The 16,308-nt window shown below is 58.0% G+C and carries 13 protein-coding genes and 1 pseudogene; 4 read left to right on the top strand and 10 right to left on the bottom strand.

What is annotated here, in order from left to right:
• Positions 1 to 2: 2 nt before the first annotated feature.
• From ligD to AC13QY_RS28290, 5 genes are all read right to left on the bottom strand, one after another.
• The gene (gene ligD, locus AC13QY_RS28310; RefSeq protein WP_488494356.1) at positions 3 to 2,603 is read right to left on the bottom strand and encodes a DNA ligase D; all 2,601 of its coding nucleotides are present in this window, start codon (positions 2,601 to 2,603) and stop codon (positions 3 to 5) included.
• A 2-nt stretch (positions 2,604 to 2,605) separates the two neighbouring features.
• Complete coding sequence (gene ku, locus AC13QY_RS28305; RefSeq protein ID WP_488494359.1) at positions 2,606 to 3,499, bottom strand: non-homologous end joining protein Ku; 894 nt, start codon at positions 3,497 to 3,499, stop codon at positions 2,606 to 2,608.
• A 140-nt stretch (positions 3,500 to 3,639) separates the two neighbouring features.
• Positions 3,640 to 4,167 (bottom strand): DUF4142 domain-containing protein, encoded by a 528-nt coding sequence (locus AC13QY_RS28300; protein ID WP_113333622.1) that lies wholly within the window; start codon positions 4,165 to 4,167, stop codon positions 3,640 to 3,642.
• A gap of 23 nt (positions 4,168 to 4,190) precedes the next feature.
• Positions 4,191 to 4,352 (bottom strand): DUF1328 domain-containing protein, encoded by a 162-nt coding sequence (locus AC13QY_RS28295; RefSeq protein ID WP_095437579.1) that lies wholly within the window; start codon positions 4,350 to 4,352, stop codon positions 4,191 to 4,193.
• A gap of 71 nt (positions 4,353 to 4,423) precedes the next feature.
• Entirely contained in the window at positions 4,424 to 4,951 is a 528-nt protein-coding gene (locus AC13QY_RS28290; protein WP_152092887.1) for a hypothetical protein, read from the bottom strand.
• A 278-nt stretch (positions 4,952 to 5,229) separates the two neighbouring features.
• Here AC13QY_RS28290 and AC13QY_RS28285 point away from each other — a divergent pair, with 278 nt between their 5' ends.
• The gene (locus tag AC13QY_RS28285; RefSeq protein ID WP_145323876.1) at positions 5,230 to 5,649 is read left to right on the top strand and encodes an HD domain-containing protein; all 420 of its coding nucleotides are present in this window, start codon (positions 5,230 to 5,232) and stop codon (positions 5,647 to 5,649) included.
• Positions 5,650 to 5,736: 87 nt separating this feature from the next.
• Here AC13QY_RS28285 and AC13QY_RS28280 read toward each other — a convergent pair whose 3' ends face one another.
• Positions 5,737 to 6,024 (bottom strand): DUF3175 domain-containing protein, encoded by a 288-nt coding sequence (locus AC13QY_RS28280; RefSeq protein ID WP_113352469.1) that lies wholly within the window; start codon positions 6,022 to 6,024, stop codon positions 5,737 to 5,739.
• A 235-nt stretch (positions 6,025 to 6,259) separates the two neighbouring features.
• On the opposite strand from AC13QY_RS28280, the pseudogene treS reads away from it, so the two are divergent.
• Positions 6,260 to 7,906: pseudogene (gene treS / locus AC13QY_RS28275) on the top strand (maltose alpha-D-glucosyltransferase); the annotation flags it as partial.
• A 159-nt stretch (positions 7,907 to 8,065) separates the two neighbouring features.
• On the opposite strand, the gene AC13QY_RS28270 reads toward treS, so the two are convergent.
• The gene (locus AC13QY_RS28270; protein WP_113352467.1) at positions 8,066 to 9,391 is read right to left on the bottom strand and encodes an NtaA/DmoA family FMN-dependent monooxygenase; all 1,326 of its coding nucleotides are present in this window, start codon (positions 9,389 to 9,391) and stop codon (positions 8,066 to 8,068) included.
• Between the two features lie 940 nt (positions 9,392 to 10,331).
• Here AC13QY_RS28270 and AC13QY_RS28265 point away from each other — a divergent pair.
• Positions 10,332 to 11,327, top strand: a complete 996-nt coding sequence (locus AC13QY_RS28265; RefSeq protein WP_113352466.1) for a GntR family transcriptional regulator — start codon at positions 10,332 to 10,334, stop codon at positions 11,325 to 11,327.
• A 12-nt stretch (positions 11,328 to 11,339) separates the two neighbouring features.
• On the opposite strand, the gene AC13QY_RS28260 is transcribed toward AC13QY_RS28265, so the two are convergent.
• The 3 genes from AC13QY_RS28260 to AC13QY_RS28250 all read right to left on the bottom strand — a co-directional run bounded on the left by AC13QY_RS28260 (position 11,340) and on the right by AC13QY_RS28250 (position 14,935).
• The gene (locus AC13QY_RS28260; RefSeq protein ID WP_113352465.1) at positions 11,340 to 12,869 is read right to left on the bottom strand and encodes a UxaA family hydrolase; all 1,530 of its coding nucleotides are present in this window, start codon (positions 12,867 to 12,869) and stop codon (positions 11,340 to 11,342) included.
• A gap of 99 nt (positions 12,870 to 12,968) precedes the next feature.
• Positions 12,969 to 13,700 (bottom strand): response regulator transcription factor, encoded by a 732-nt coding sequence (locus AC13QY_RS28255; protein WP_113352464.1) that lies wholly within the window; start codon positions 13,698 to 13,700, stop codon positions 12,969 to 12,971.
• Positions 13,697 to 14,935 (bottom strand): GAF domain-containing sensor histidine kinase, encoded by a 1,239-nt coding sequence (locus AC13QY_RS28250; RefSeq protein ID WP_113352463.1) that lies wholly within the window; start codon positions 14,933 to 14,935, stop codon positions 13,697 to 13,699. The genes AC13QY_RS28255 and AC13QY_RS28250 overlap by 4 nt, the downstream gene beginning before the upstream one ends.
• Positions 14,936 to 15,233: 298 nt before the next feature.
• On the opposite strand from AC13QY_RS28250, the gene AC13QY_RS28245 reads away from it, so the two are divergent.
• A complete protein-coding gene (locus AC13QY_RS28245) occupies positions 15,234 to 16,250 on the top strand; it encodes an ABC transporter substrate-binding protein (protein ID WP_113333623.1) in 1,017 nt (338 codons plus the stop codon).
• Positions 16,251 to 16,308 lie beyond the last annotated feature (58 nt).

Genomic DNA, 16,308 nt, shown 5'->3' with positions numbered 1-16,308 from the left:
TGTCATGAGCCGCGCTTGCGCTTCGCGTCGGGCAGATGCAATGGTTCTGCGGCTTTTCTGAACTCGGCCCAGGGATCCGAGCGAAGCGCGGCAAGCCGTGTCGGCACGTTGAGCACGGTGAAATAGTCGGGGCCGATGGCGGGGCTCAATTCCTCCCAGGACAAGGGCATGGAGACGGCGGCTCCCGGACGAGCGCGGGTCGAATAGGGCGCAACTGCAGTCGAGCCGCGTTGGTTTCGCAAATAGTCGACCAGGATCTTGCCCCGGCGTTTCGATTTGGTGATGGTGGAAACATAGCGGCCGGGGCTATCAGCGGCCATCGCGTCGGCGATGTCCTTGGTAAAGGCTTTCACGGCAGGCCATTCGGCTTTGGCGACCAGCGGGCAGACGATGTGCAGCCCTTTGCCGCCGGATGTCTTGACGAAGGGAACGAGACCCGCCCGTTTCAGCCGTTCGCCGGTCTCTTCCGCGGCGGCGATGATCTCTGTCCATGCGACATTCGGACCAGGATCGAGATCCATGATGATCATGTCAGGCTTTTCCCAATTGCCGACCATCGATCCCCAGGGATGGATCTCCAGGACAGCGGCCTGTACGAGGCCGATCAGACCGCTCAGGTCGTTGATGTTCACATATGGCTCCTCACCTTGCGGATCCTTCGCCAATGCGATGTTCCGGTTCATGCCCTTCCAGGCGTGCTTCTGGAAGAAATGCTGGCCGCCGATCCCGTTCGGGCAGCGCACGAGCGCAAGCGGTCGGCCGACGACAAAAGGTCCCATGTAGTGCCAAACCTCCGTGTAGTAATCTGCAAGTCCGGCTTTTGTAACGCCCTCGTCCGGCCAATAGAGACGATCGCCATGGGTCAGGGAGATGCTGGTTCGCGACGGCCTTTCAGTCGAGGTCTTGGCGGCTGATTTCGGTGTTTCGCGAACGATGTCGAGTGGGTTCTTGTCTTCTCTTAAGCCACGGAAGGACGCATGACGCAGATGGCCGTCGGCCGTCCACGCACGGAATTCGACTTCCGCGACCAGTTCGGGCCGTATGAAGCGGACACCGCGATGTTCTTCTGCCGTCAGCCTGGATGCGAAAGGACTTTCCTCTGCCTTCAGGCGGGTAAGCCTTTTGAAGAGCTGCTCGGCGACTGTGTGTGTGTACCCGGTTCCGACGCGGCCGACATGCTGCAGCTTGCCATGCTCGTAGACGCCGAGAACCAGCGAGCCGATCGCGTTTCTCGATGTCGTCGAAGGCACCCAGCCGCCGATGACGAATTCCTGTCGTGACGAACATTTCGATTTGACCCAGGTCTTGCCGCGGCCGGAGCGATAGGAATCGCTGGCGATCTTGGAGACGATCCCTTCCAGGCTCAACCGGCAGGCATGGTTCAACAGCAGATCGCCATTCTCGTCAAAATGGCTGCTGAAGCGGAGGATCCCGGTTTCGGACGAAATGATCTTCTGCAGCAAGTCCTTGCGGCTGACCAAGGGGCAGGCAGTTAGATCATAGCCATCGAGGTAGATCAGATCGAATGCGTAGAAGACGAAACGGTCGCTGCGCCCTTCGCTGAGGTCGGCCTGCAGGGCGGAGAAGTCTGAGGCGCCGGCAGCCGGCTCGACGACCAGTTCGCCATCGATGATGGCTGTGCCGACGGGGAGATCCTTGAGGGCGCTGATGATCTCCTTGCCGAATTTCTGGGTCCAGTCGAGGCCGCTGCGCGTCAGCAGCTTGACGCGGCCTGCCTCGATGCGAACCTCCAGCCGATAGCCGTCGAATTTGATCTCGTGAAGCCAGCGCTTGCCCGTGGGAGGCTTGGATACCAGTGTCGCCAGGGCGGGTTCGACAAATGCCGGCAGGGCAGCCTTTCTGGCGTCCTTTAAAGCGGATGGCTCAATGGGCTTCGCATCGGCTTCCCGCTCGGGCGCAGCTTTGCTCGGCTTCTTTTTATTCTTGCCCTTGTCGTTGAAGCTCTCATCCTTGGCTCGGGCTATCCTGCGATCAATCTTGCCCGTTTTGGACGACCAGCCCGGCTTTTCGCCTGCAACCTCATCGATGACCCGTCCCGTCTTTGCCGATTCCGGCTGCTCTTCGAGGATATCGGGCGCACCCTCCGGGCGGGCCGCATCGTCCTCGCCTTTGATCAACAGCCAATTTTCCCGCTTCTCACGCGGCTTTCCGGCCATGCGGATCAGATGCCACCGGCCGCCGAGTTTTTTTCCGTGAAGCGCGAATTCGAGATGTCCCTTTGCCAGTCCCTTGTGGGGGTCGCCAAGCGGCGTCCACGTACCCTTGTCCCAGACGATGACGGTGCCACCGCCATATTCGCCCCTCGGAATCGTGCCTTCGAAGCCGCCATATTCCAGGGGATGATCTTCGGTCTGTACCGCGAGCCGCTTCTCGCCGGCCACCAGACTTGGCCCCCTGGTCACCGCCCAGCTCTTCAGCACGCCGTCCAATTCGAGGCGAAAATCATAGTGGAGCCGGCGCGCATCGTGCTTCTGGATGACGAAGCTGTTGCCGGCTGATGCGGCCTTGTTCCTGCTCGCGCGGCCCTTTGGTTCCGATGTTCTGGTGAAATCGCGTTTGCGGTTATAGATCTCCAACGCCATGATCAGCTCGCCTTGCGTTGTGTCCGCGAGGAGGCGGCGGCACGCGATTTTGCTGCCTTGCCGGATGCCGCACGCGATTTCTTGGCGGAATGTTTGGCGCCTGTCTTGCCTTGGCCAGCCATGCCGGCGCTCTGGCGCAGAGCCTCCATAAGATCGGTAACCTTGGCGACTTTCGCCGGCTTGCGTTGCGGGATCTTTTTGCCTTCGATCTTGGCTTTTACCAATTCCGCGAGCGCGGCCTCATAGCGGTCGTCGAATTCACTGGCATCGAAACTGCCTTTCTTGGTGGCGATGATATGTCTGGCGAGATCGAGCATTTCGCCCTTGATCTTCATATCGGGCACATCCTCGAAGGCTTCCTGTGCCGAGCGAACCTCATAATCGAAATTCAATGTCGTAGCGATCAGCCCCGCGCCATGGGCGCGGATCATCATTGTCCGAAGGCGGCGAAACAGAACGGTGCGGGCAATGGCGGCAACCTGCTTCTTGCGCATCCCTTCGCGGATCAGCGCGAACGCTTCTGCGCTCGCCGGAGCGGAAGGGGCCAGATAATAGGGCCGGTCGAAATAGACATCATCGATTTCATCGCATGCCAGAAAGGCTTGTACATGCAGGACCTTATCGCTTTCCGGCACCGCCGCGGCGACTTCCTCGGGCTCAAGGATGACGTAATCGTCCTTGTTGAGTTCGTAACCCTTGACCTGATCCTCGCGCGGCACCGGCTTTCCGCTCGCACTATCGATGAATTCGCGCCTGACCCGGTTGCCGGTCGCCCGGTTCAGCGTGTGAAAGGAAATCCGTTCCGAGGTGGAAACTGCCGTATAGAGCGCGACCGGGCAGCTGACCTCCCCGAATTTGAGATATCCTTTCCATTGCGCACGCGGGCTCATGGGGATGCTCCATTTTCACGATGATATTCAACGATGCCGAAACGGCATTGTTCCGCAGTTTCGGATTTCGTCGCTGCGCTGACCGGCGTGCTTCCCGATATTGGATTGACGTCATGCGCGACGTTGCGAGCCTGGCGCCTCGGGACCTATTTTCCCAATTGCTTGGCCATCTGCAGATGATGTTCGAGCGTAGGTGTCGTATTCGCGGCCCATGCTTTCAAAGCAGCACTGTCTCCCTTTTCGCCATATCGTTTGAAAAGATCGACGGCTTTGGCGTGAGCTGAACGTTGGTCGGAATCGTAGCGCTGAATGAATTCTCTTCCTTGCAGCTTTTGGAGCCTGGTCAGCATCTTTTTCTGATTGGACGTCATATCGCTGGGAAGCGTCGCCTTCGCCTTGCCGCTCGTTATCAGATCTTTCAACTGCATCGTCGTCTTCTGATGATCATCGACCATTTGCTGCGCAAAAGCCTTCGTCTGATCATCGCCCCGCTGCAGAGCAAGCTTACTGGCTTCGATTTCGAACATGTCGCTGCTCGCAGCTTCATTGACGAAATCCTGCGCCGCCGGTGCGGCGCCTACGAGCGAATTGACTCCGGTCTTTTCGGCAGCCGACTGGGCGAAGGCGCCGGTGGCAAGGAGCAGGATCCCTGCGGTAATGATTGAGCGCTTCATGACATTCTCCTTCGCCTTTCTCCTCAGCGTCTCATCACATTCATGATCAGCGACACCACGAAGAAGATGAGGAAGATAAAGAACAGGACCTGTGCGATGGACGCAGATGCGCCTGCTATGCCACCGAAGCCGAGCGCACCTGCAATCAAAGCTACGACGAGAAATATCAGTGCATAATAAAGCATTTCGCTCTCCATTGGTTGCTGCAAGGAGAACGGAATTGTGAGTGGTTTGTTCCTGTGGATGCTGGGAAGCGTCACACTGCAGCGGTTGCCTGTCTCGACCAGGCCTGCTCGCCGCCGTTGCCAGGTGGCGGCGGCTCGGCGGCGTCCAGATACATCTTTGCCGGTGCCGTCAGCACAAACCAAAGGCTGGCGCCAAGCAGGAATGAGCTTGCGGCCTCATCACCGGCAGAGACACAGAGGGGGAAGATTACGGCGGTGAACAAAACGGTCAGGCGTACCGCCCATTCTGTTTCACGCTTGCGCGTGGCTGTCGCCGCGAGCGCCCGATAGGACCGCATATCGTAAATCCGTCCCACCCGGCCCAGGGCCAACAGCCGCAGTGACGGAAGCGAAAGCATCAAGAGCGTGCCGAGCCCGAAAACGTAGATAGGGCCGTTTAAAAACAGGCCGCATGCCGACAGAAGGGCAAGTATGACGATGAGGTTCCACAAAGGGAAGAGCTTCTGCGGAGAATGGCCTGTCTGTCTGTGCCATAGCTGCATGACTGCCGATCCGCCGCGCAGCAGCGGTCGATCAATGTAACAATTGAGGAATTCCATGATGTGCCCTTCTAAACCCGGCGCCGACACACACCAGAAAAATCCGGCGTCAGCATGGCAGAATCGCAAATCCGATAGGCCAATCGAGCTTACTCGATGTTTTTCTATTGCGGAGGGAGGAACTATCCGCGGTCAAGGGGGTTCTCTGGCTGATCTGTCTTTCAGACGAGGCGGCGCCGATTATGTCGTCAATCGCGCGCCATCCAAACGGCTGCAAACATACGATTTCGCGACATATCCGCCAGCAAGCGATATCAACGACCCGGAAAGCTTTTACCGTGAAACATCTTGACCAAGCCATCCATATCGCGCTCGAGGCGCACGAAGGGCAGACGGACAAGACTGGACGGCCTTTCTTTGAGCATTGCCAACGCGTCGCACTGCTGGTTTCCGGTGACGAGGCCCGCACGGTCGCCTATCTTCATGATGTCGTCGAAAAGGGAAGAGGATGGACGCTCGATCGTCTGCAGGAAGAGGGCTTCCCGACAAGGATTCTATCTGCCGTCGATGCCTTAACGCGGCGGCCGGGCGAGCCGGACGAGCAATTCATCCATCGTGCGGCAGCGAATGTGCTGGCTTTGCCCGTCAAGCGGGCCGACCTTGAGGACAATCTTTGGCAAAGCGAGCAGATAGGCAAGGACGCCGCAAAATATCAGCGCGGCTTAGACACCCTGCTCGAAATGGCGAGCCGAAAGTAGGGGATGCCTCCTTCGATGCTTGAGGGGCGTGATCCAATCGAGGGGAGCGATCATGGTTCTGATGACTTTAGCTCTGAACCCAGCTCCTCAGGGATCGCGGCCAAAATCCTTGCGGAGTTCGGTTTTTGCCTTCTCCAGCGTTGCGCGCCGGGATTTCGAAAGCTGATCGCCCGCCCGATTGATATAGAAGTTCAACATCGACATGGCGGATCGAAACGGACTGGATTTGCGGCGGTCGCTGTTTTCGGCGGATTCTTTGAGTGAATCGGCAATTTTCTTGGCGCTGCGCTCGTTGAATACGCCTTTCTTCAGGTCCATGGCATCACTGGTCTCATTGACGTGCTGTGACCATTTCTTCGATTTACCTTTGGGCATTGCTGCACTCCTCGTTGAAATTCGCGGTGCCGTCAGCAACCCTGAAAGGCTGAGCTTGCCGGCGCTGGAATCCGAACAAGCGAGCTGCCGTCATGTTCCCCGTCACGGGGCCAACATTGGCTTCGGGCTCGTAGATTTCCCCCGGGCAATCTTGAAGAGACAACAGGCAGTATTAATTTTGTGGCCAGAACCTGTCGCGCCTGACCGAAACTATGGTTGCCGAGGGAGCTGCCGATTGAGCGAAACCGAACGCGAGCTTCGCTATGCATCCTGGCATAAGGATGCTGTCATCTACCAACTCCATGTGAAGTCGTTCTTCGACGCCAATGGAGATGGATTTGGCGATTTCGCCGGATTGACGCGCAAACTGGATTACCTGGCATCGTTAGGTGTCAACACGATCTGGCTTTTGCCGTTTTATCCATCTCCCCGCCGTGACGACGGCTATGACGTGCTCGATTATGAAAGCATCAGCCCGGAATTCGGCACGCTCGACGATTTCAGAAGGTTCGTGGAGGCGGCCCATGCCCGCAACATGCATGTCATTACGGAGCTGGTTCTCAACCATACCTCCGATCAGCATCCCTGGTTTCAGCGTGCCCGAAACGCGCCGGCCGGGTCTCCGGAACGGGATTTCTACGTCTGGTCGGAAACGGACGACAAGTTTGCGGAAACACGCATCATTTTCGTCGATAGCGAGAGATCCAATTGGACCTGGGACCCGGTTGCCAACGCCTATTTCTGGCATCGCTTCTACTCCCATCAGCCGGATCTGAACTATCACAATCCTGCCGTTATCGAAGCGGTTTTGGATATCATGCGCTTCTGGCTCGATCTTGGCGTGGACGGCTTTCGCCTCGATGCCGTTCCGTATCTTGTTGAGCGAGAAAACACCAATAACGAGAATCTTCCTGAAACGCACAGGCTGCTCAAGCACATCAGAAAGACGCTCGAGGCAAGCTACCCCGGCGTCATACTCCTTGCAGAAGCAAATCAATGGCCGGATCAGGCACGGGACTATTTCGGAACAGGGGACGAATGCCACATGGCCTTCCATTTCCCGCTGATGCCGCGAATATTCACCGCGGTTGCAATGGGAAATTCCCAGCCGATCATCACCATGGTGCAGCAGACCGATGGCATCCCTGAGGAATGCCAGTGGGCCATTTTCCTCAGAAACCATGACGAGCTGACTTTGGAAATGGTCACCGAGGCCGAGCGCAATTTTCTTTGGGACACCTATGCTTCCGACGAACGCGCCCGATTGAATCTCGGCATCCGGCGTCGCTTGTCGCCGCTCATGGATCAGGATCGGCGTCGCGTCGAGCTTCTCCACATGTTGTTGTTCTCTTTACCCGGTAGCCCTGTGCTTTACTATGGCGATGAGATCGGCATGGGCGACAATGTCGATTTGGGAGATAGAGATGGTGTTCGCACACCGATGCAATGGTCCAGCGGCAAAAATGCCGGATTTTCGGGCGGCGATCCAAAGACCCTCGCACTGCCGCTCATCGATAATCCCCGTTTCGGCTTCCAGGTGATCAATGTCGCCGCACAGGAGAAGGACCCGCATTCGCTTCTGAACTGGGTTCGTCGCATCCTAGCAATCCGATCGGCGCATCAAGCCTTCGCAAGGGGCGCGATTTGCTTTGTGAGCACGGAAAACCCGGCCGTCATCGCATATGTCAGAGAATATAAAGGCGAATGCGTTCTCTGCGTCGCGAATCTGTCAAACATCGCTCAGGCCGCCATGCTCGATTTACATCAATATTCGGGCAGTCGTCCCAGGGAGCTGTTTGGGAAGACGGCATTTCCGGCTGTGGGCAAGCATCGTTATCCGATCATGTTTCAGCCCTACGGTTACTTCTGGTTTCAGCTGAAGCCCTGAGGTGAGCCTTCCAGCCATCAAAACACGGTCGGCTCGCCCTTGTTTTCCTATTTGAGAAGGGCAGCTCTGGTTGCACGACGATCTTCGTGCCATTCGGCGGCAACAGGCTCAAAGCCTTACCGCAAGTTGTTGTGACCATTGGCCGGGAACGGATCAGGCGCGCCTGGCCGAGTTCAACGCGCCGTCCGTAACTACATAGGGCGGGAGCTCCAGATTCGAACGGAAATCGTCTCCGACATAATCGGTGTCGATAATCGACCGCCGCCGCAACTCGGGCAGCAGCCCGTTCACCAGCAGATCCTCCTGGTCCGGATTGCCGAAGCCGTGGAGCGAGAGAACATCGAGAATTCCGGCCCGAAAGCGTTCCTCGATCGCATCGACAAGCTGCTCCGGCGTGCCGGCGACCGACCAGTGCCCGGTTTCCTGCGCCTGAATGATGAGCTGCCGCAATGTCAGCCCTTCACGCGCATAGCGGCGGAAGATTTCCACGCGGCCGCGCCGTCGGTTGATGCTGGTGACCTCAGGCAGAAGTGCCTCCGGCAAAGGCTTGTCGAGCGGCAGTTCGGAAAGATCGAGATCGCCGCCGAGCATGTCCGCCAGTTTCAGGCGACCTTGTTCGTAGTCGATCCGCTCATGCTTCTCCTTCAGGCGTCTTGCGACATCCGCATCGGAATCGCCGATCACCGAATGGAAGGAATTCATGATGAAGGGGAGGCCCGCTGCGCGCCCGAAGCTTGTCGCGCGACGCCGCAGTTCCGTGACGAAAGCGATGGCATCCTCGAGCTTGGGCTGCGAGGTATAGACCACCTCGGCATATCGTGCGCCGACGGTGACACCGGCTTCCGACTGGCCCGCCTGGAACTGGACGGGGCGACCCTGCGGCAAAGGCGGCACGTTCAAGGGGCCGTCGACCTGGAAGTGCTTGCCGCGATAGTTGATCGGATGGAATTTTGCCGGATCGATACCGATCGCCCCGGACGCCTTGCGTTCGGCGGCATTACGTTCATTGGCATCATAAAGCGCATTGACGATTTCGATGAATTCAGCAGCCCGCTCATAGCGCTCCTCCGGGCTTGGCAATGTCTCGCCGAAATTCTCCTCGCCGACAGAGGAGGTCACGGCATTCCAGCCGGCGCGCCCGCCGCTTGCATGGTCGAGCGTGCCGATCTGGCGGGCCAGATTGTAGGGATAGTGAAAGGTGGTAGAGACGGTGGCGATCAGGCCAATGTGTGACGTCACCTGGCTCAAGGCGGCAAGCGCGATGATCGGCTCCTGGATGCCGGCGGTTCCGGCAAGTCCCGCCGGGTCGATATGGAGCAGGTCGGCCGTGAACAGCCCGGTGATCTTTTCCGCTTCCGCCTTGCGGGCGAGCTCGATGGCACGCTTGATGCCGGTGACGGGGCTTGTGTCGTTTCCGGCGGAAATGACGCTGCTTGCTCCGGTCAATGTCTTCAGGCGTCGGGGACGATTGTGGGTCATCGCGAATTTCCTTGATGTCGTCGGCAACGTCAATTGTTATAATCTATATTTTTAATAGATTATTAGATCGAGCAATGATGTTTTAATCGTCGGCTGCACGATAAAAGATCATGCCGTGCGACACCCTCCTGAAATTATACGTCCTGAGCCACCGAAGCATTGGGTGATCGAGAGATGGCAGGGTCGATCGGTGGGTTCCCGATGATCGGCAGCCTCTGGATAGGCTTCAGCTATCGGCAGGAGGCATTCCCTTGGCTGATATGTCGGCCATGGGAATTTTCGTCCTTCGGCAAGGACTGGGCATTGCATCTAGGGCTACGGAGGCGAGTGAGATGGATTTGCCTAAACATCCTGGCGATTATCGGAACCAAAAGCGCACGCCCGCGTAGATTTAGACGACGAGCCTTCGTTCGGTTCTGGCGAGGAGCGGAATGTCATGAACCGCTTCAATACCCAGGAAGGGTAATTTGCTTTCCCTCCACGGCGACACGCAGCGTAACTTCGAAAGGAGGACCTGATGTCGAATTATACACCTCTGGTCCTGTTTTTCATCTCTGCGGGGCTGCTAATATGCATGATCGGTATCGGCTTGGCGTCTCTTATTCAGTGAAAATACCCGGATGACGCCTCTGGATGAGCGAAAGCTGGTAATCGGAGCCGAAGAGGTTCGGGAGCAACTGAACGATTGAAGCCGGATGCCAGGATATGCCGGGCGCCACTTGCTTTCAGGCGATTTTCAGGCCCGATCAGCGACATTGGATTTTCGTGGAAGTATCGAAAGCGTGGTATGGATATTTACGTCAGTGGTTCTAAGCAGGGTGAGGAAGGCAATCGAATTTTTCCGTCAGATTTCGGAGCCGCTTTGGAATCGTTGCTCTTCTATAGTTAGCGAGATGCTCTCCATAGAAGTTACAGACTCGGACGCGAAATATGGGACGACATGGGCATATCACGGCTAGGGAACGGCGGTTCGCGCAAAACCAGTCTCTATGAGGAGCTCTTCGGGCGGCTGAAGGCCGAGATTCTCGATGGGACGGTGCCCGAGGGCGCAGTGTTGACCGAGGCCGCTCTTGCGGGCTTGATAGACAGCAGCCGAGCGCCGGTACGTCAGGCACTCCAGCTCCTCTTCGAGGATGGATTGATCACACGGTTTGATGGCCGCGGTTTTATTGTCGGCAAGACAGGGACTCTTCCGAGGCGGATCAAACTTGCGGACTATCTCGGCAAAATGTTCGACGGGGATGACGACAGGCCGATATTCGCCTGGCAGGCGCTCTATGAAGATGTCGAGAGCATCGTCGTCTATCGCTCCTTTTTCGGCCGCTATCGCATCAATGAAAACGAGCTCGCACGGCATTTCGGCGTTGGGCGTGGGGTAGCACGCGACGTACTGCTGAAGCTCGAAACGCTCGGCATCACCGAAAAGGACGATAATTTCCGCTGGTCGATCGTACCGCTCGACAGCCAGCGCATTCGCGACCTCTACGAGGTGCGCGAGCAAATCGAGCCGGCGACCCTTGCAAGTGCCCTGGGCGGGCTTTCGAACGAACATGTCGACACAATGCTTTCAAGGCTGGCGCTGGCGCTTGCAGATTATCCCGATGTATCGGCCTCGACCATGTATGAGCTTGAGCTGGACCTTCATCTGCGCAGCCTGCAGGCTTGCCCGAACAAGGAGTTCCTGAGCATCCTGAAGCGGACTCACTGCATCCTGACCCTCAGCAAGCACATCGTCGGCAGCCGCATCAAGAGGCCGGAATACGAGCCCTTCCTCTCCGAGCATATCGGTGTCTTCAAGATGGTGCAAAAGCGCGATGAGGAAGGGCTGAAGAAAGCGATGCGTGATCACATCAGCAATTCTCAGCCCAACGTACAGGCGCGTGCCGCCTATATCCGCGAGCACTATCAACCGGACGAATACAGTTTCATCCTCTAATACGGAACGGCATCAGGTGATGGCGCCGACCTGCCAGGGAACGAATTCATTATCGCCATAGTCGAAGGTCTCGCTGAGCGTCTTCTTTCCGGAGGCGACAGCGATGATTTCTTCGAAGATCCGTTCGCCGGCCGCCTCGATCGTATCGTCGCCGCTGACGATGTCGCCACAATTGATGTCCATATCCTCGCGCATATGGTTGTACATCTCGGTATTGGTGGCGATCTTGACGCAGGGCGCCGGCTTGAAGCCGGAGACGGAGCCTCGGCCCGTCGTGAAGCAGATTACATTGCAGCCGCCGGCAACCTGGCCGGTGACGGCGACGGGATCATAGCCGGGCGTGTCCATGAAGACGAAACCGGGTTCATCGACGATCTCCGAATATTCGTAGACGGCCTTCAGCGGCATCGAGCCGCCCTTGGCGACGGCTCCGAGCGACTTCTCGAGGATGGTCGTCAACCCGCCGAGCTTGTTTCCATAGGAAGGGTTGTTGTTGAGTTCCGCACCGTTGCGGCGGGTATAGTCGCGCCACCAGTCGATCCGGGAGAGTAGCTTTTCTGCGACGGCGGGCGTAACCGCTCTGCGTGTCAGCAGATGTTCCGCGCCGTAGATCTCCGGCGTTTCCGCCAGAACCGAGGTGCCGCCATTGCGCACGAGAAGATCGGAGGCATAGCCGAGCGCCGGGTTGGCCGATATTCCGGAATAGCCATCGGAGCCGCCACATTCCAGGGCCAATTTGATCCCCGAAAGCGGCTGGACGGTGCGCTTGGCTGAGTTCACCTCGGGCAACATGTCTTTGATCATTTCGGAAGCGGCCGCGATTGTCTTGCGGGTACCGCCGAGATCCTGGATCGTCATGGTGCGCAGGCGGTTTCCTTCCTCAAGCTTGTAATGCTCCAGGATGGGTGCGATCTGATTGGTTTCGCAGCCAAGGCCGATCATCAGGATGCCGCCGAAATTCGGGTGCCGCGCATAGCCCTGAAGAGTGCGGGCCAGATAGCGGTAGCCCTCCGACTGAGTGTTGATGGCGCAGCCGCCGCCGTGGGTCAGCGCCACGACACCATCGACATTGTCGAAGCCCTCAAGCCCGCCGGTGCGATTGAAATGTTCGGCAATATATTTCGAGACGGTTGCCGAGCAATTGACCGTCGTGATGATGCCGATGAAATTGCGCGTGCCGACGCCGCCGGCGCCGCGGTCGAAGCCCATGAAGGTCCGACAGTCCTCTTGCGGCAACATGCCCGTCTCTTCGATATCGACGCTGAACTGGTAGGGATGGTCGGATTCGATCACGGCCAGGTTCTGTAGATGGACGTGGCCGCCGGACGGAATGAACTGTGTCGCGACGCCGATCGGCTGACCGAATTTGCGGATCTCCTGGCCGACCTGGATATCGCGGACTGCCACCTTGTGACCGCGCGGGATCTGGTCTGCCGCGATCAAGCCGTCGATGCCGGTCGGGCTGCCGGCGCGGATCATCGCGCGAGCGACCGCGACATCGTCGATGGGGTTCAGCAGGATGACAGGCGAAACGGCGGACATAGGAAGTTCCATATGGTTGGATTAATGTCTATTGCTAGCAATAGACAATTATTCGAGGGAAGACGTCAAGCACGATCGACTTTAGTTCAGGGCTTGCTTTCAGTTGCGTGGTTGGCGCGCCAGCCAGGCGGAAAGATCGGCTTCCGCACGTTCGAGCGCGCTGTGATTGAGAAGTTTCCTTAAGAACGCCACGGCAACCGCGCGCGCTCTCAGATTGAAACGACCATCATCATCCTGACCGCCAAGCGGCTGATAGACGCCGAGTTTCACATAGAGCTGCTGCAATCGGTTCTGAACGCTGCGGACCGAAAGATTGCGCCGCTGGGCAATCGCGCGATCGGTCAACCCAAGAGCGATATCGATCAGGATCTCGTATTCGGCCTCGGTGAAACCGTTGACGTTGCCGAGGCTCTTTTGCTGCATGCCGCGCACCTCACGGTCGATAACGCACTGGCTTTCGATGAAGATGCTGCGAAGCGCCAGCTTCAGGCGGTCGTCCGAGGCGGATTTCAGAACATATCCGTAGACGGCGCCGGCAGGCACGATGCGCGAAACGCCGCGAACATAGGCCTCGTCTGAATAGTTTGACCAGAAAAGGATGCGTGTCTCCGGTCGCTCCTTCCAGATCGTGCGGGCCGCTTCGATGCCGTTGCGCTGGCTCATCTGCAGATCCATGACGATATGAGACGACCTCAAATCCCGCGCCAGCCGTTCGCCCGTATTGCCATTTTCTGCCTCCAGCACGCCATCGCATTCGGGAAGTGCGGCGCGGATCGCTTCATTGAGATAGGAGCGATGGAGCGGATCGTCTTCGATGATCAGAACCTTCATGCGGCGGCTCCTCCGACCGTCTGCGCCTTGGCAGGCAGGTTGACACTGACGATCGTTCCACCGGAGGCTGCTGCGGCCTTAATTGCGAAGCGGGCTGAAATCAGGCGCGCTCGGGTCCGCATATTTTCGATACCGCCGCCCGATAATCTGCGGGTATTTCCAAGTCCGACACCGTCATCCACGACATCAATGGTGACCGCACCCTCGGGTGCTTTCAGATGAACCGCAATGTTGCCGGCCTGGGCATGGCGAATGGCGTTGTTGATGGCCTCCTGCGCAATGCGGAATAGGGCAATGGACACCGATTGTTCAAGGCAATCGATCGCGCCGCCGGTCTCGTCGTTCAGTGTCCAGGTCAAAGTCGCGCCGCTCTCCTGGATCGATCGTTCGAGATGGTTCTCGATCGCCTGCGCGAAACCGAACAGTTGAAGGACGGAGGGCTTGGCCTCCTCGATGATCTGGCGAAGATCGTGCATGCTGTGCTGCAGCCCGCGAAAGAGCGGCTCAAGTGCTTCGCCGGTGACATCGGGCTGTCGCGCGAGCCGCTCCAGCCGTCTTGAGAGACGGGTCAGGTCGGCCAGAATCTGGTCGTGGAGGTCCATGCCGATGCGCTGCCGCTCGGCTTCCAGGGCCTCAGTCAATTTCAGGGCGCCGAGGCGCAGACCCTCTTCGCGGGCACGAGCTTCGGCTTCCACGATTGCCGAGCGTTTCGCTTGGTCGGCGGCGCGGATTGCAAAGAAATGGGGTGCCAGCAGATCGGCAATGACGCGGGCACTTTCGATATCTCGCATGGTGTAGAAGCCGGTCTGGTGGCTCGAGCAGGAAAGCGCACCGATGACATGCCCCTGGACTTTCAGAGGCACGTGCAGACGGCTATGCAGCGATTGATGAAAGATCGGATGTGAAAACGCGCCCTGGAAATGGAATTGGGGATCATTCCAGGCGTCGTCGGTCAAGAGGTAGTCCGTCTCGCCCCATAGAAGCGTGCGGATGGGGCTATTGCTCACGGGTGCGGGAAAACGGCGACCCCAATCCGTTTCCAAGCCGCTCTCGTAGGCGGTATGAAATTGCTCGTCCATCAGGATGATGCAGACATCCAGATGGTCATGCGGGATGACGTGGCTGATCTCGGCGGCGACCGCCTGGATGACCGAGTGAAAGTCGAGCTGGCCGGCGAGAAGCCTCGATATGTTGAGATAATGGTCGAAGACCGATTGCGGCGCCAGATCGCGCAAGATACGCCCTCCCAGGCAATGCGCCGACCTATGCTCCTCCGGTCGCTCGCAGCATGCAAATTTCCGGCACTATTAAGCGCCGATCCGAGAGATCCGTCTTGCGGATTTGCGCATCTTTTCTGCGGGATCCCGCAAGGTCCCGCCCTTTAAGCGCCTGTACAAGCGTCACAATCTCGGACATCCTGTTTCTACTGACAGGGTAACCTTCAGTGCAAATATTATTTTCGATCGTTCGTTGAGGAGCGCGCTCGAAAATCTTGGCCTGGAAGATGAAGTACAGGCGCTTTGGGAGGAAAAAATGAATATTGCCAAGATGCTTATGGCGTCCGCCGTCATCGCTTGCGTTGCCGCGCCGGGAGCTGCCTTTGCCGATACGTCATCCAAGAAAATTGCATTATCGAACAATTATGCCGGCAATTCCTGGCGTCAGGCCATGTTGACCAGCTGGCAGAAGGTTACGGGCGAAGCGGTCAAGGCCGGTGTCGTCGCCGCGGCCGACCCGTTCACGACGGCTGAAAACCAGGCGACCGAACAGGCCGCCCAGATCCAGAACATGATCCTGCAGGGTTATGATGCGATCGTCATCGATGCTGCCTCGCCGACGGCGCTGAACGGCGCGATCAAGGAAGCCTGCGATGCCAAGATCGTCGTCGTTTCCTTCGATGGCATCGTCACCGAACCCTGCGCGTGGCGCATCGCAGTCGATTTCAAGGGCATGGGTGCCAGCCAGATCGAATATCTCGCCAAGAAGATGCCGAAGGGCGGCAATGTGCTCGAAATCCGCGGGCTTGCAGGCGTTTCCGTCGATGATGAGATCTCGGCCGGCATCCATGAAGCTGCCGCCAAATACCCGCAGTTCAAGATCGTCGGTTCGGTTCATGGCGATTGGGCTCAGGATGTCGCCCAGCGAGCGGTTGCCGGCATTCTGCCCAGCCTTCCCGATATTGCCGCGGTCGTGACCCAGGGCGGCGACGGCTACGGTGCCGCTCAGGCCTTTGCCGCCGCCAAGCGTCCGATGCCAACCATCGTCATGGGCAACCGCCAGGACGAGCTTGCCTGGTGGAAGAAGGAGAAGGATGCCAGTGGCTACGAGACCATGTCGGTCTCGATCGCGCCAGGCGTCTCCACGCTGGCCTTCTGGGTTGCCCAGCAGATTCTCGACGGTCAAGAGGTGAAGAAGGATCTGGTCGTACCATTCCTGCGCATCGATCAGGACAATCTCGAAACCAACCTTGCCAACACGCAGGCAGGCGGTGTTGCGAACGTCGAGTATACGCTCGACGACGCCAAGAAAGTCATCGCGGCGGCGAAGTAACCGATATCTGCGAACCGTAGAGACGGGCGCCGCCGATAAAAGGTGGCGCCTGCTGATG

The organism is Martinezella sp. CNPSo 3795, assembly GCF_057784475.1.
The sequence above is the reverse complement of the archived record's forward strand: the minus strand, read 5'-3'. Positions and strand labels throughout refer to the sequence as shown.

Excerpts from the sequence above, each read along its gene's own strand:
- ligD (WP_488494356.1), bottom strand. The coding sequence starts at position 2,603 with ATGGCGTTGGAGATCTATAACCGCAAACGCGATTTCACCAGAACATCG.
- AC13QY_RS28265 (WP_113352466.1), top strand. The coding sequence starts at position 10,332 with ATGGGCATATCACGGCTAGGGAACGGCGGTTCGCGCAAAACCAGTCTC.
- AC13QY_RS28300 (WP_113333622.1), bottom strand. The coding sequence starts at position 4,167 with ATGAAGCGCTCAATCATTACCGCAGGGATCCTGCTCCTTGCCACCGGC.
- AC13QY_RS28255 (WP_113352464.1), bottom strand. The coding sequence starts at position 13,700 with ATGAAGGTTCTGATCATCGAAGACGATCCGCTCCATCGCTCCTATCTC.
- AC13QY_RS28260 (WP_113352465.1), bottom strand. The coding sequence starts at position 12,869 with ATGTCCGCCGTTTCGCCTGTCATCCTGCTGAACCCCATCGACGATGTC.
- AC13QY_RS28295 (WP_095437579.1), bottom strand. The coding sequence starts at position 4,352 with ATGCTTTATTATGCACTGATATTTCTCGTCGTAGCTTTGATTGCAGGT.
- AC13QY_RS28290 (WP_152092887.1), bottom strand. The coding sequence starts at position 4,951 with ATGGAATTCCTCAATTGTTACATTGATCGACCGCTGCTGCGCGGCGGA.
- AC13QY_RS28245 (WP_113333623.1), top strand. The coding sequence starts at position 15,234 with ATGAATATTGCCAAGATGCTTATGGCGTCCGCCGTCATCGCTTGCGTT.
- AC13QY_RS28270 (WP_113352467.1), bottom strand. The coding sequence starts at position 9,391 with ATGACCCACAATCGTCCCCGACGCCTGAAGACATTGACCGGAGCAAGC.
- AC13QY_RS28280 (WP_113352469.1), bottom strand. The coding sequence starts at position 6,024 with ATGCCCAAAGGTAAATCGAAGAAATGGTCACAGCACGTCAATGAGACC.